Annotated in this window: 16 protein-coding genes and 1 tRNA gene; all 17 read right to left on the reverse strand. The window is 53.0% G+C overall.

From position 1 onward, the window contains the following. Positions 1-3: 3 nt before the first annotated feature. The 17 genes from ACJY2G_RS03105 to ACJY2G_RS03185 all read right to left on the reverse strand — a co-directional run bounded on the left by ACJY2G_RS03105 (position 4) and on the right by ACJY2G_RS03185 (position 14,100). Entirely contained in the window at positions 4-1,233 is a 1,230-nt protein-coding gene (locus tag ACJY2G_RS03105) for a beta-ketoacyl-ACP synthase (protein ID WP_439291191.1), read from the reverse strand. Then, the gene (locus ACJY2G_RS03110; protein WP_113877939.1) at positions 1,230-1,961 is read right to left on the reverse strand and encodes a 3-ketoacyl-ACP reductase FabG2; all 732 of its coding nucleotides are present in this window, start codon (positions 1,959-1,961) and stop codon (positions 1,230-1,232) included. The genes ACJY2G_RS03105 and ACJY2G_RS03110 overlap by 4 nt, the downstream gene beginning before the upstream one ends. Further along, a complete protein-coding gene (locus ACJY2G_RS03115; RefSeq protein WP_113877938.1) occupies positions 1,958-2,437 on the reverse strand; it encodes an ApeP family dehydratase in 480 nt (159 codons plus the stop codon). Before ACJY2G_RS03115 ends, ACJY2G_RS03110 begins: the two co-directional genes overlap by 4 nt. Next, positions 2,434-3,606: a beta-ketoacyl-[acyl-carrier-protein] synthase family protein gene (locus ACJY2G_RS03120; protein ID WP_430320256.1), complete on the reverse strand. Its 1,173-nt coding sequence runs from the start codon at positions 3,604-3,606 to the stop codon at positions 2,434-2,436. The genes ACJY2G_RS03115 and ACJY2G_RS03120 overlap by 4 nt, the downstream gene beginning before the upstream one ends. 1 nt (position 3,607) lies before the next feature. Then, complete coding sequence (locus tag ACJY2G_RS03125; protein ID WP_120163225.1) at positions 3,608-4,183, reverse strand: DUF3261 domain-containing protein; 576 nt, start codon at positions 4,181-4,183, stop codon at positions 3,608-3,610. After that, entirely contained in the window at positions 4,180-6,486 is a 2,307-nt protein-coding gene (locus tag ACJY2G_RS03130; protein ID WP_430320255.1) for an MMPL family transporter, read from the reverse strand. Before ACJY2G_RS03130 ends, ACJY2G_RS03125 begins: the two co-directional genes overlap by 4 nt. Then, positions 6,476-7,081, reverse strand: coding sequence for a LolA family protein (locus ACJY2G_RS03135; RefSeq protein ID WP_430320254.1), 606 nt, complete (start codon positions 7,079-7,081; stop codon positions 6,476-6,478). Before ACJY2G_RS03135 ends, ACJY2G_RS03130 begins: the two co-directional genes overlap by 11 nt. Next, complete coding sequence (locus ACJY2G_RS03140; protein WP_112290815.1) at positions 7,078-7,521, reverse strand: acyl-CoA thioesterase; 444 nt, start codon at positions 7,519-7,521, stop codon at positions 7,078-7,080. The genes ACJY2G_RS03135 and ACJY2G_RS03140 overlap by 4 nt, the downstream gene beginning before the upstream one ends. A gap of 1 nt (position 7,522) precedes the next feature. After that, positions 7,523-9,238: a glycosyltransferase family 2 protein gene (locus tag ACJY2G_RS03145; protein ID WP_430320386.1), complete on the reverse strand. Its 1,716-nt coding sequence runs from the start codon at positions 9,236-9,238 to the stop codon at positions 7,523-7,525. Continuing rightward, a complete protein-coding gene (locus tag ACJY2G_RS03150; protein ID WP_430320253.1) occupies positions 9,235-9,579 on the reverse strand; it encodes a 3-hydroxyacyl-ACP dehydratase FabZ family protein in 345 nt (114 codons plus the stop codon). Before ACJY2G_RS03150 ends, ACJY2G_RS03145 begins: the two co-directional genes overlap by 4 nt. Beyond that, the gene (locus ACJY2G_RS03155) at positions 9,576-10,955 is read right to left on the reverse strand and encodes an AMP-binding protein (RefSeq protein WP_430320252.1); all 1,380 of its coding nucleotides are present in this window, start codon (positions 10,953-10,955) and stop codon (positions 9,576-9,578) included. The genes ACJY2G_RS03150 and ACJY2G_RS03155 overlap by 4 nt, the downstream gene beginning before the upstream one ends. Further along, positions 10,925-11,455, reverse strand: coding sequence for a hypothetical protein (locus ACJY2G_RS03160; RefSeq protein ID WP_430320385.1), 531 nt, complete (start codon positions 11,453-11,455; stop codon positions 10,925-10,927). Before ACJY2G_RS03160 ends, ACJY2G_RS03155 begins: the two co-directional genes overlap by 31 nt. A gap of 62 nt (positions 11,456-11,517) precedes the next feature. Further along, complete coding sequence (locus ACJY2G_RS03165; protein WP_112290820.1) at positions 11,518-11,772, reverse strand: acyl carrier protein; 255 nt, start codon at positions 11,770-11,772, stop codon at positions 11,518-11,520. A 10-nt stretch (positions 11,773-11,782) separates the two neighbouring features. Further along, positions 11,783-12,040 (reverse strand): phosphopantetheine-binding protein, encoded by a 258-nt coding sequence (locus ACJY2G_RS03170; protein ID WP_112290822.1) that lies wholly within the window; start codon positions 12,038-12,040, stop codon positions 11,783-11,785. Between the two features lie 3 nt (positions 12,041-12,043). Continuing rightward, positions 12,044-12,856, reverse strand: coding sequence for a lysophospholipid acyltransferase family protein (locus ACJY2G_RS03175; RefSeq protein WP_120163230.1), 813 nt, complete (start codon positions 12,854-12,856; stop codon positions 12,044-12,046). Then, positions 12,853-13,581, reverse strand: a complete 729-nt coding sequence (locus ACJY2G_RS03180) for a beta-ketoacyl synthase chain length factor (protein ID WP_430320250.1) — start codon at positions 13,579-13,581, stop codon at positions 12,853-12,855. The genes ACJY2G_RS03175 and ACJY2G_RS03180 overlap by 4 nt, the downstream gene beginning before the upstream one ends. A 442-nt stretch (positions 13,582-14,023) precedes the next feature. Continuing rightward, a tRNA-Asp gene (locus ACJY2G_RS03185) sits at positions 14,024-14,100 on the reverse strand. Between the last annotated feature and the right edge of the window lie 27 nt (positions 14,101-14,127).

A 14,127-nucleotide genomic window follows, 5' to 3' on the forward strand; every position in this document is an offset into this window, starting at 1 on the left:
TGTTTACGGCCAGCGACGGAAAACTAAAGAGGTATTGATCCCGCCGAATGCAAAGTTATTCGACTGAATAAATTCAGTCTGAATATGGCGCGATTCCCCCATGATGTAGTCCAGTTCGCCGCAAAGCGGATCCGGCTGCGTCAGGTTGATGGTCGGCACAAACCGGTCTTCACGCATCATTTCCAGCGACATCCACGCTTCCAGCGCACCACAGGCTCCGAGCGTATGGCCGAAGTAACTTTTCAGCGATGAAATAGGCGTCTGATCACCAAATATGGCGGCAGTTGCGTGACTTTCCGCGATATCGCCGCGATCTGTTGCCGTGCCATGCGCACTGATATAGCCAATTTCAGAAGCAGGAATACCGGCATTTTTCAGCGCTTTTTCGATACAAATCTGCATGGTGGATTGCTGCGGCTGGGTAATATGCGCCGCGTCGCAGTTGGTGGCGAATCCGACGATTTCAGCGTAAATTTTCGCGCCCCGCGCCTGTGCATGTTCGAGCGACTCAAGAATAAGCGCCCCGGCTCCTTCGCCAATGACCAGACCGTCACGCTGTGTGTCAAACGGACGTGGCGAAAGTTCAGGGTGAGCATTCTGCTGGCTGGTGGCGAACAGCGTGTCAAAAACAGCCGCTTCAGACGGACAGAGTTCTTCCGCACCGCCCGCCACCATCACAGTCTGGTAACCGTGTTTGATCGCTTCATAGGCATAACCGATGGCCTGACTGCCGGAGGTACAGGCGCTGGACGTCGGAATAACGCGCCCTTTCAGCCCGAAGAACAACCCTGCATTCACGGCCGTGGTGTGCGGCATCATCTGCACATACGTCGTGCCGGTGATGTTGTTGGTGTGCTTCTCCGTCAGCATGGTGGCGAATTCACTCACCGGGCCGGTGCTGCCGGTCGATGAACCGAACGCAATGCCGGTTTCGCCATCGGTCAGAACCGCATCCTCCAGCAAACCGGCCTGTTCCAGCGCCAGTTCCACTGCACGCGTTGAAAGTAGCGAGACGCGCCCCATCGACCGGATACGTTTGCGGGTGTAGTGCGCAGGCAACACAAAATCATCCACCGGTGCGCCCAGATGAGTGTTCAGCCCCTGGTAGATCAACCATTCATCCATATGACGAACGGCATTTTTACCCTGCTGCAGACGGGCAGAAACCTCGTCCCAGTGGTTGCCGAATGCCGTAACCCCTTTCATGCCGGTGATCACTACACGATGACTCATACCATGCCTCCGTTGATGGAGATTACCTGGCGTGTCACGTAGCCCGCGATATCCGACATCAGATAGCTCGCCAGCCCGGCGACTTCTTCAGCACGTCCCATACGTTTAAGTGGGATCATGCTCATGGCAGCATCCAGCGCCGGCTGTTCCATGTCGAGCATACCGGTGTCGATCAGCCCCGGCGCAATACAGTTGACGGTGATTTTGCGTTTCGCCAGCTCCAGCGACAGCGCTTTGCAGGCTCCGATAATCCCGGCTTTGGCGGCACTGTAATTGACCTGACCGCGGTTGCCCGTGATACCGGAAACCGAGGAAAGTGCGATAATGCGCCCGCCCTGACGCAGGCCGATCATCGGCATTACGCAAGGGTGTAAAACATTGTAGAAGCTGTCGAGATTAGTGTGGACTACGCCGTCCCAGTCTTCGTCAGTCAGCGCCGGAAACGCCGCGTCGCGGGTGATGCCGGCGTTATTAATTACACCGTAATACGCACCATGCGCTTCTATGTCCGCTTCTATCACGTCGCGGCACTGCTGGCGGTTGCTGATATCGAACTGCACAATGCGACCGCTACCGCCATTTTCAGTTATCTGTTGCAGGGTGTTTTCTGCGCCTGCTTTATCGCTGTGGTAGTGAATGACTATCAAAAAGCCATCGCCTGCCAGCCGGCAGGCAACGGCTTTGCCGATCCCCTTGCTGGCACCGGTCACTAATACCGAACGCGTCATTCCAGTTTCCCCTGTGTCAATTTAATCAATTCATCCTTGTCTGGCTGGTACGTATTCAGCCTTCCCTGCGCAACCTGAAGGTTGTCTTGTTCTCGTTTAATGCAGATAACGCCTTCAAAGCTGGCGAGTTTTTCGTCGCGCAATACCATCGCCACGCTTATCCGTAATTCACTGCCTGCTGCAAATTCCGGCACGCTGCATTTTATCGCCCTGCCGCCCAGCAGCATGCCCACCTGCGGCGATAACCCGCTCTGCGCGCCGTGCCAGCCACTCCATACGCCAATAGTTTGCGCGATGAGCTCAATGGCGTACCACGCGGGCAACGCACCACGGGCATTAAGAAACGGTGCCAGCACGCCGTTTTCTGAAACCACGACGCTGCACAACGCCGTTTCTTCTGTCACGTCGATGATGTTTTCCAGCAACACCATCGGCGATTCATGCGGTAAATAATCTGCTGCGTTTAAGGCATTCATGACGGTCTTCCGATCACCAGGCTGGCGTTATTGCCGCCAAAAGCAAAGGAGTTGGATAAAATGACCGGTTTCTCCGCCATTTCTGTCGTCTCCACCAGACGGATATCCGGCAGGCTGATATCCCGCGGCGTTATGCTGAAATCCTGTCGCGGCAACGCAAGATTTTGCGTGAGGATAAGCCAGCTCATCGCCGCTTCCGTTGCGCCCGCCGCACCCAGCGTATGGCCGGTAAGATGCTTGGTAGAACTGCACGGCGTCCGGTTGCCAAACAGCCGGTGGATCACCGCGGCTTCCACCTGATCGTTAAGCGGCGTGGCAGTGCCATGTGCATTGATGTATCCCACATCCCCGGGACGCAGACAGGCCTGTTCTAACGCCATAATAATGGCGCGTTCGGCGCCCAGCCCTTCAGGATGCGGCGCAGACATATGCCAGGCATCTGATGATTCACCGGCACCAAGCAGCGCAATATCTGCCGGTTCACGTGTCAGCAAAATCAGGGCTGATGCCTCACCGATATTGATCCCATCGCGGTTTTGCCCAAATGGCGTGCAATGACCGAGGGAATAAGATTCCAGACTGTTAAAGCCGTTTACCGGCATCCGGCACAAACTGTCAGCTCCGCCGACCAGCGCGGCATCAGCCAGACCGGATTCAATCAGGCGTTTTCCGCTGATAATCGCTTTCGCACTGGAAGAACAGGCCGTCGATAAGGTATAGGCAGGACCACTCAGATCCAAAAGCTGCGCCATAAACTGTGAAGGATCACCCAGCTCCTGCTGCTGATAGTCATAATCCGCCGGGAATTCACCATGCTGCTGAAGATGGCGCACTGCATCCTCACCTTCGGCAATACCTGACGTACTGGTGCCCATTACGATTGCCACGCGATCTTTGCCATAACGGGCGATCGCGTCGTTTACCGGCGCTTCAATTTGCGCCAGCGCGGCCAGTAACAACTGATTATTGCGGCTGCGGTGCGCAGAGAGATCTGCCGGGATGGCAGGCAAGTCACCCGTCACACTGCCCAGCCAGACCGGCCGGTCTTCCGTCAGCCAGCCTTCCTGCACGGTCATACCCGGCGCTACGCCCGCCATCAGGCTGGCAGCGATTTGCGCATTGTTATTTCCCAGCGCGTTAACCATGCCCACGGCCGAAAAGTAGATCATGTTATTCACCGACATTCTGGATAGTTATCTGGTAGTGAAACGCCATCTGAGTAATCGAAACAGGCTGACGCGTGCCGCCCTGCGCTACGTAATCAATACGGGTGACGGCATGGCCTTCGTTATCCAGTAATGTCCGGCGCAGCGGCTGCTCATCGAACGTCCAGCCCGCTGGCAGCAACGGTTGCCAGCTCTGTACCGGCCAGTAGCTCAACATAATATCGGCCAGAACCTGATTAGCGGGAGGTAAACCCTCAATTTTTATCGCCTGCCCGGTGTGGATGCCTGTTTGATCGTAGACCACTTTGAACAGGCGGATCCCAAGCGGAGACAATCCGGCCAGTTGCAGCGATTTGCCATCCGCATTAAGCAGCACCAGCAATGACTGCTGTTTGCCGTTGACGGTAGCCGTCAGCAACTGTTGCTGACTGACCGGCTTATCCAATAAAGGGGCGGGAAGTTTCACCTGAACGCCGCGTTTCAGCCACGCCTGAGGCTCAGTACCGGAAGGTGAATTTGTCGCACAACCGCCCAGCATTAAGATCAGAAGCGCCAGCACCGGCCACATCAATCGGGTCATTTTTTACGTCCTCGTTTTTTTGCTGGCAAGGTCAGTGGCGACAGCAGGAAAGCCGTTAATATACCGGCGCTCAGTACGATTCCGAAACTACTGATCGCCTGTGTCGAGCTGAACACCAGCATGCCAAACGTCAGTAATGTCGTCACCACGGCCATGAAAATGGCAAACATTGATGTGGTGGGCGTGCCGCGCGGATTGGTGAAAAACAGGGTGTAATTGATGCCAATCCCCAGCACCAGGATCAGCGCCAGCAGGGAAAAAAGATTAAGGTTGTGACCGCTGAAACCCAGCGCCGCGACGCCCATTCCGAGCGAAAGCAGCGTCGGCACCAGGCAAACCAGCCCGTGCGGCAGACGAAAACGCCAGAGATAAATAGCCGCAATGACCGCCACAGCCAGCGCCAGCAGATACGTCAGATAAACGCGGTATTGTGAGAAAAGGCTGCTGAATTCTGTTTTGCGGTCGATCCAGCCCGCTCCAGGTGTGGAAGCCGCCAGCGCCGCCATCGCTGCGCTGTCATGCACGCCGCTCACCGGAATCAACGTGGCGCTGCGCCCGTCCGGCAGCGTCAGCCACAGCAAACGCCAGCCCTCGCTTACCACACTGTTAAGCCATTGCGGCACATCAACCGTTTGCGCACTGAGATCAGGGTTCGCCACCGTCACGCCCGCCTGCTGCAACTGCGCAATAATTTGCGGGGTGCGCTGGCGGAGCAGGGATAAATCGCGCTGCTGTTGTGCTTGTGAAGGCAGGCTGAGCGCACGGAATCCGTCGATCACGCCTTTCTCTTTAGCCTGCGCCAGCTTTGGCCGCAAAGCTTCCAGACGTTGCAGTGTCTGTTCTGTGCTGTCGCCATACACCAGCAGCCATTTCTGATCGTTGGTCTGTCCGGTCAGCGCGGCGATCTGCTGTTCCTGCTGCTGTAAATCCGCAGGAAGAGATTGCAGATCCGCGATGTCATCGTTGATTTTCAGCCGCGATATTCCGGCCACCACCAGCACTAAAATCAGCAAGGGTAATCCGAACCTAACGGCTTTGCGGCTGCGCCACGCCAGCAACCAGCGCATGATGATCGCCAGTCCTGGGGCTGGCCCGACCGGCAAACGCTTCGATAAATACGGATACCAGCACATTACGGTGATGCAGGCGGCACTCAGCCCGGCGGCGGCAAAAACAGCCAGCTGTTGCAGGCCGGGGAACGGCGCAATCAGCAACATCAGATAGGCGGCCACCGTGGTCAGCAGCGCCACAGATAAGGCGGGGAAGAGCTTTTTCAGACTTTCCAGCGGGGAATTCACCTCACCGTGTACACGCCGTTCCGTCAGGAAGTACAACGTGTAGTCGGCGGAAATGCCGACAATGCTGGTACTCAGCACGAGCGTCGTCACGTGAATTTCGCCAAATATCCATAAGGTCAAAACGGTGCCAGACAGCGCGCCGATAGCGACAGATAGCAGGCTGAGCAACAACGGCAGGACAGAACGGAACATCAGTAAGATCAGCGCAAACACGCCCAGCACTGATGCCGCGCCAATCGTAGAGAGATCGTGCTCAGCCTGCTGACTGGCATAATTACTGTAGAAAATCGTGCCGCGCCCGAGGACTTTCGCGCCCGGCCAGCGTGCTTCAAACGCATCTTTCGCCGCACTGAGCACCGCCACAGTGTGTTTTGCCGAGGTGATGTCATACGAAGAGGCTTTCAGCTCGCCGTGCAGCAGATACCAGCTGCGCCCCTGTTTATCGCGGGCCATCAGCCAGCCCTGATCCAGCGTCATACCAGCGCTGTTTTGCTGTTGCGCCATTTGCGAAGCGCGCACCAGCAGCAGCGGATCGTTTGCCAGTTCTTTGCCACTGACGCCTGAAAATGCCGAATAGACCTGACCGAGGATCCACTGACTTTGTGCCTCAGCGCCCGATTTCAGGCGCTGGCGCGTCGCGTCATCAAGCAACGCATTGCGATGTTTGAAGAAGAAAGCGCCCCACTCCTGCTGACGCTGCGCATCCATCGGCCCTGCGATGCGATTCAGCTCCGGCAACGTTTGCAGTTGCGTAAGCCAGTCATTGGCGGGCTGAACTCCGGCACCCGGCGGCGGACTGACCAGCCACATCAGTTGCCTGTCCAGCCGCTGCGTGAATCCGTCAGAAAATGCCTGCGGAACATCCGCCGTCTGCTGCTGAGGCAAAAGCGCCAGCACGCTGCTGTTAATCTGACTGCGTGGCAGTAACCAGAACAGTGCCGCCACCATCAACGCGATAATCAGCAGCCAGCTCTGCGCCAGTTTTCTGTGAAGATCAGGATGCAAAATGGCGTTTCTCGGCGTCGGTCAGTGTGGCAGGCGTCGTTTTCTGATTGAAGAAACGAATGTGTGTGGCATCGCCCTGCATATCATTAATATCAATATTGTTCAGGAAGGTTTCGCCATTAAGCGTGATGCTGCGGAACAGTCGGTTCAGCGGTGACACTTTCGGCGTCAGGACGAGTTTCCAGGCGCCTTTGCCCAGATCGTTAAAATCGAGAGCAAAGTTTTCTTCCAGCACCTTGCGGTCTGCGTGGAACAGCGCGCTGAGCAGGGAGTTGAACTGGAACATTTGCGGGTTATTATCCGCCGTCACTACCTGCGGTTCCTGACCCGCCATGATTTGTACCATGCGTTTTTCAGTCAGCAATAACGTCAGGCTAAACGGTTTTTCCTGCTGCCACCACAGCCCCTGCTGCTGGGCAATCAGCAGATTTCCGCTGGAATTGAGCGGTTGTGCCATTCCGCTGATGGTTCTTTGCTGCGCAAAATCAGCACGCAATACCGGTACCTGACTGAAGCGTTGCTGTAATTCTTCCAGCGTGACGGCGTGCGCGGTTACGCTTAAGACGGTCAGTACGAGGAACAGAAAAGCTTTCACAGACTGACTCCTGTTTTATCGAAAAGCACCTGCGGCGAGACGAAGCACATTTCTTTCGTGGTGGCATCTACCGCGACCTGCAATGTGTAACCTGTCGTGGTGCGTTTACCGGTTTCGATGTCATAAATCTGATAGCCGATACGCAGACGATTTTCGATTTCCTCAAGCTGAGCATGAACCGCAATACGCTGCTCAAAAAGCACCGGTGCGATATATTTCAGGCGGGTATCCACGATCGGCCAGACATAACCGGAAGCCTCCATCTGACGGTAACCGTAATCAAACTGTTTGAGTAACTGCTCGCGCGCGACTTCCAGATAACGGAAATAGTTGCCGTGCCAGACCACGCCCATCGCATCGGCATCATGAAAAGGCACAGTGATTTCGACACGGGTGGAAAATCGCGGATCGTTAAAACGCGGATCAAGTTTGGAAGTCATATCAGTCAGGTTTCCTGTCAGGGGCGACATCCGCGGGATGCTGCCAGAAATCGTAAAAATTGAACCAGTCGTGCGGCGCAAGCAGGCTGTAATGTTCCAGCCGTGCGGCATAGTGATCGACAGCGGCCTGCAGCGCAGGCAGACGCTTGCCGCGCGGAAGGATCAGGGGATCCGCAAAAGATTCGCAGTAAATATGCAGCCGCTGCTGCTGCATGATGCCAAACATCAGCATGACCGGCGCACGCAGCGCCGCAGCCAGAATAAAAGGCCCTTGCGGGAAGGCCGCGGGCTGGCCCAGAAACTCGCTGTAAATGATGCGGGAATGCTCCCCGCGCTGATGCTGGCTGGCAGACGTGCGGTCACCGACAATCGCTACCCATTCACCGGCATCCAGTTTTTCCTGCAATAAAATAGCCGTTTCCGGCCCCATCTGGCTGACCTGAATCAGGTTAACCACCGCCTGCGGATTAATTTCTTTCATCACCTGATTGAACCGTTCGGCGTGTTCGGTAAACACCAGCGCATTGACGGTGATCCGGTGATTGAGCACACCAATCGCCCGGCAGGATTCGATGTCGCCCAGATGTGAAGCGAGGATCAGCGTGCCACGGCCGGAGGCAATATGTGATTCACAAATTTCGGGATTGACCAGCACCACGTCTGTCAGGGTTTTATCACCCTGCCAGCTCGCCAGTTTACTCAGCATAGATTCACCAAAGCGCATGAAATGGCGGAACGTACTCAGCGGATAAGGCAGGGAAATGTTGCGCTGTGCGGCGGTGGTACGCACACGTGCAAGCCAGTCCGCAGAGGCATTGCGCTGTTTGCGGCCAGTGAGCCAAAAATAAGTGATGACCGGATAAAGTAGCAGACGAAAAGCTTTGTAGCCCAGCGTCCGGTAAACCGCCAGCATCAGGCGAATGCCCCATAATCCTTTGCGTTCCTGGGTCACTGACCAGTGTTCCGGCCGGTCTTTACACTGGCTCAACAAATAAGGAATGCGCGGCAACATGCCAAAAAACAGCCGGGTGTGCATCCACGAGATTTGCAGGTTGTCCTTCACGGCATCGAAATGCGAGAGGCCGTCTTCGGGGTAAGTCACCCGCGTGGGCAGAAAACGACTGTGCGTGCCCTGCCAGTAAAGACGCACCATGATTTCTGTATCGAAATCCATCCGCAAACCCAGCGCCTTTTTCTCCATCAGTTGCAGGCAAGGCCTGAGAGGATAAACGCGGAAGCCGCACATGCTGTCTTTTACTGAGAATGACAGGGTTTCGACCCATACCCAGAAATGCGTGATATAGCGGCCATAAAGACGCGATTTCGGCACGCTGTCATCGTAAACCGGCTGACCGGAGATCAGACAATCCGGGTAGTTTCTGGCTTCCGCCAGCATTGCGGGGACGTCAGAAAGCTGATGCTGGCCGTCGGCGTCAACCTGTAGTGCATGAGTGAAGCCTTTTTCAGCAGCCAGCCGCAGCGCCGCCATCACGGCCCCCCCCTTTCCCTGATTTACCGGTAAACGCGTCAGACTCATCCATGGAGTGATGCAAGCCAGACGTTGTAGCTCGTCTGCGGTTTGCGCGTCGCTGCCATCGTCCACCACGATACAGGGCAGATCGAAAGGCCGGAGGCTTTCCAAAACACCGGCCATCATCGGCCCGTGGTTGTAGCAAGGAATAATCAGGCAGGGAGAAAATGGGGCTGGCGGGATCATGGACATAATGTGATTTTTCCACTGCTGGCGACGACATCACCTACGCTGTACCGGAATACCAGCTGGTTTTTTTCTTTAAGCCAGTCGATGTGCAAATCTACGGTTTCTTCAGGTAAAAGTGGCCGCTGGAACTTCACCACTTCCATACCAGCAAACGCTTTATTCATTCCCAAAATCGTTTCTGCGTAGTTAATGACCCAGTTCACCTGTGTCACGCCAGGAAGGATTGGCGACGACGGGAAATGGCCCCTGAACCAGAGTAATTGTGCAGGCAACCTGAACGTAAGAAGCATGCTGGTTTCGCTGGTGAGTTGCTGGTTCAGCACGTCAGGCATAATCATAAAAACATTTCCTGTAGTTCAGCAGCCGAGCGCTTGCCTTGCTGGTTAAGGGGGATCGCCGGAACAATGCGCCAGTATCGCGGCAACGCAACGGGCGATACCCAGCTGCGCAGGCTCTGACGAAGACTATTCAGCAGCGCTGCCTGACCTTGCGCATCTAATAACTGTTCTCCGCTGCGGCTTAATACCAGCACGGCAGCCACATAAACCCGCCCGCGCTTTTCAACAGTCAGCACGCAGGCCTCTGAAAGAAGATCCAGCTGGCACAAACGTTGTTCTATTTCAGTCAGGGACACCCGTTGCTCGGCTATTTTAACGATCCGGTCTATGCGACCCAGCAACTCAAAATGACGCGGGTCGGCAGGCAACAATCGAATCTTATCGCTGAGCGTGAAGCAGCCCGAAGGCGAGACCAGTGGCGAAATCAGGGAAGTATTGCCATCAGGGCTGAGCGAAAAGACGATATCGCCAAATAGTGTCCAGGCCTGTTCTGGCTGATATTGCTGCCGAAAAGCGATAACACCGGTTTCTGTCGTGCCATAGATTTCCGTCGGCACGTCGCCACACGTCTGTTCGACTAACCTTACAGCCGCATGTTTCAGAGGTCCGCCAGCTGAAAAAACGTGCCTGAGTTTTGGCATATTCAGCGCCGGATCCAGTCTTTCCAGAAATGCCGGGCTGCTGATGAAAACCAGAGAATACGCGGCAGCCAGAGAGTGTAATTGCTCATGATATTTAACGCTGGTGGTCGCAAACGGCAGTCCCAGAGACAGCGGCAACATGAAAGCGAAACTCAGTCCATACATATGATGAGGGGCAACGGTGGCGGCAAAACGCACGCCAGCAAATTCTGTTCCCCAGCGCGTGCCGAGCCACTGACTTTCAAGTTCCAGACAGGAAACCGGCTTGACGATTTTTTGTGGTTTCCCCGTCGAACCGGAAGTAAACAGGATGACTGAGGCATCTTGCGGCCATGGTGGCAGAACCGTCAAAGTCTCTTGCAGCGCAAGCGGGAAACGCAGTACCGGACAATCCGGTGACAAAGGGAGATCGGTAATCAGCGCATCAAATTCACATCGCTGTTCAGCTAATACCGCAGGTCGAAAATGACCGGGCAGAACCGGCGTTTTTCCGCTGTAAATCACCGCCAGCAGCGCGACCGCGAAAGAATAGTTATCTTCCAGACATAGCGCCCAACGGCTATGAGAAGTTCTGCGGAGCCCGGCAAGAAGAGATAGCACATCGCGACGAAACTCGTGTTGCCGCCATTCACGGCTTTCATTCCATGCGACGAGATGATCCTCAGATCTTTCCGCGCTCAGCCATTTACACATCGGAAGGGTTATCACTGACGCAGACGCTTTCTGACTATCCATTCAATACCCATCAATAAGCCAATCAGCAGATAACTGATCCCGCCGTTATAAAGAGCCCATAAATCCGTATCGCCTTTCAGGCAGGTATATAAGGCCATTGATCCATTACATAAAAAGAAAACACACCAGACTTGCGTAACCCGACGCGTATAAATCACGCCCCGTGGCGGTAATTCAGGTTCACTCAAACGGGCAAGTCGCTCAACCAGAGATTGCCGGGCATAGAGCGAGCTGAAAAATACTCCCAGCAATAACGCATTCACCGCGACCGGGTAATACAGCAACATTGATGTTTCACGGAGCAAAACGCTGGTTGCCACCAGCACAATCCCCACGATGGCAATCGCTTTTCCAAAAAAAGTAAGCTGGGATAATTTTCCGCGAAAAGTCAGTAACCGCAGAATAAATATGGCGATCAGCAAAGGTGCCAGAATGCCGGTTCCCCAATTTTTTAATCCGCACCAGACGGCTATCGGATAAGCAATCACCGCCACCGGCATGGCCCAACGGGCAATATTTGCCAGCAATGGGAATGATAAATGCCGCGGCTTATTCACAAATATCAGGACTCAGGCGTGTTAAGCAATTCATCAATCGCATCAACAACATCCTGAACTGTTCTTACAGACTTGAACATTTCAGGTTTAATCTTTCTGCCCGTTATCTTTTGCAAATGAACAACCAGATCCACCGCATCAATACTGTCTAATTCCAAATCCTCATAAAGCTTCGCTTGCGGACTGATATCACTTTCATCAATTTCAAATAGCTTGATTAATAGGACGCTAATTTGCTGGTAAATTTCTTGCTTCTGCATAGGAATCTCTTTAACCACGCTGTACTGATATAAATCTGGCCAGACTTTCAACGGAATAGAAATGTTCGCGCATTTCCTGATTTTCAGCCGAAAGGATCACACCGTATTGTTTTTTCAACGCCAGGCCCAGTTCAAGAGCGTCAATGGAGTCCAGCCCCAAACCGTCACCAAAAAGCGGCGCCTGAGTTTCTATCTCATCTGGTGTCATACCTTCCAGATTAAGCGTCGTGATGATCAGGACTTTAATGTCGTTACTTAATGAATCCATGACTTATTTCTCATTATCTTGAGTATTTCCACGCATCAGCTCAGTGCGCAAATGTTGTGTCAGACGTCTTGCAGCCAGAGCCGGCGAAAGATCGCTTTCATAGAGAAAGTCTTCAGCTTTTACCTTATCGGCAACAGTAATAACAAACTGAGGTTTTACCGGGGGAATTTGATACCACTTTCCCCGTTTAGTCAGCATAGGCGGCTGACAGGTAATATGAACAATTCTTACATCACAATTTGCTCTCAGCGCAATGTTTGCCGCACCACGCTGTAAAGTTAACGGCTCGCCAGACACGGTACGTGTACCTTCGGGGAAGATCAGCAGCGTTCCTCCCGCTTGCAGACGTGTTTCACAAGCCTGCAGCAGCGCATCAGATCCCGAGTTAACCAGATATCCGGCGGCTTTAATCACGCCACTCAGAAACGGGTTCTTCAGCAAAGCTTGTTTGACAATGCAATCACAGCGCGGCATTTGTGAGGCCAGAATGACATAGTCAAGCAAGCTGGGATGATTTGCGACGATCAGACAGCCAGTATCCTGTTGAAACTTTTCATCACCTGCAAACCGGTAATCCATCACCCCCACCAGACGCAATCCACCGAGGAAAAACCGAAAACTGCTGCGGATACTGTTCAGCGTCATGCGGTGCAATCTGTCTGGCTGGCGTATGATTAGCCGCAACAGATTAAACCAGATAAGCGAAAGCAACAGTCCGCCAATTCCGAAAAGTGCGAAAAAGAATCCGGTCGCCAACCATCTCCAGATACGGTTCGCCAGAGAAGACACCCCTTGCTTCAATTCAGATTCTCTCATTGCATGTCACGCGACCATTGCCAGCCATGACGATTACCCGCACTCACCTCAAATGAAGGGGAAGAAGAAAGATAACCGCGCAGGAATTGAAGACTCTGCGCAAGAGGCACTATCTGATGTTCACCAGGCAGAGAAATACGCTCACACCGCAAAGTATTGCCAGCCGTTAATATTATTGCTACCGCATAAGGAAGAAACTCAGAATTTACCGATTCATTATATATCGCAGGAATTTGTCCGTCGAAATCGACCAGCATAACGCGGGAAGCCCCCGCGGATAACATTGATTGTGCTTCAAGTATTCCCTGTTGAAAACTATCATGTCCCGCTGCTAATGAAGTGACTGGCAAAGGGTTTTTACCGGTAATGGTTAACCAACCCGCCGCGGTATTGTGTACTGACATCGAAAACTCTGTTGGCGAAACAGGCTCTTCATTCGCTAAATTATGCAAAATTCGCCCTGTTTTTTCGAGCTCACCGTGACGACTGGTAAAAATGGCAGCGTCGACTTTATAATTTTCGAGCAATAAAAGACCTGTATCCACTGCGAAACGACTTCCGATACTCATACGACGCGCAGTCATCATGGGAATTTGCGTACTTTTAGGGATTTCGCCCGAGAATCTCTCTGCATCAGGCCGGTGGGCCCACTGGATCCAGTGTTCGCAACTGTTAACTCCCGGAGCAAGAGCCAGCCAGTCAAGCATATCCAGTGTGAATTTCATGATGAGTGATCTTTGTGAATTATTCGAAATATAACTTTATGATATTTTATTGAAAGTTGCATCTGTAATTTGTGGACATATAACTCTGAACTATAGATTTTACTTAAGATTCCACAACAAGTTATTTTTTATCTCCACTTATTTATCCTAATATAAACAAACTTAAAACGAACTACTTATTGAGACAAGAGATTAACGTTAAAATCCTGAGCTTCCTGAATAGGAAATAATATAACTGATAACAATTGCCATTGTGTAAAAATAGTTATTTCGGGTTAATTAAGGCTATTTAACCGAAGTAATAACCAGTTTTATAAATATCGGCCGAGATTCTCTTAGAATAAGAAAATTATACGAAGGTTAAATTCGTTTTAGCTCTGGAATTCTAAAAAACATATGCAAAAAACCCCTGAATCTTTCGATTCAGGGGTTATGCAATAATTGGCGGAACGGACGGGGCTCGAACCCGCGACCCCCTGCGTGACAGGCAGGTATTCTAACCAACTGAACTACCGCTCCACCGGTTCTTTCACACGCATCAGCAAC

The sequence above is a fragment of the Rahnella sp. ATs2 genome (assembly GCF_051851855.1).
Classification (GTDB): Bacteria; Pseudomonadota; Gammaproteobacteria; order Enterobacterales; family Enterobacteriaceae; genus Rahnella; species Rahnella variigena.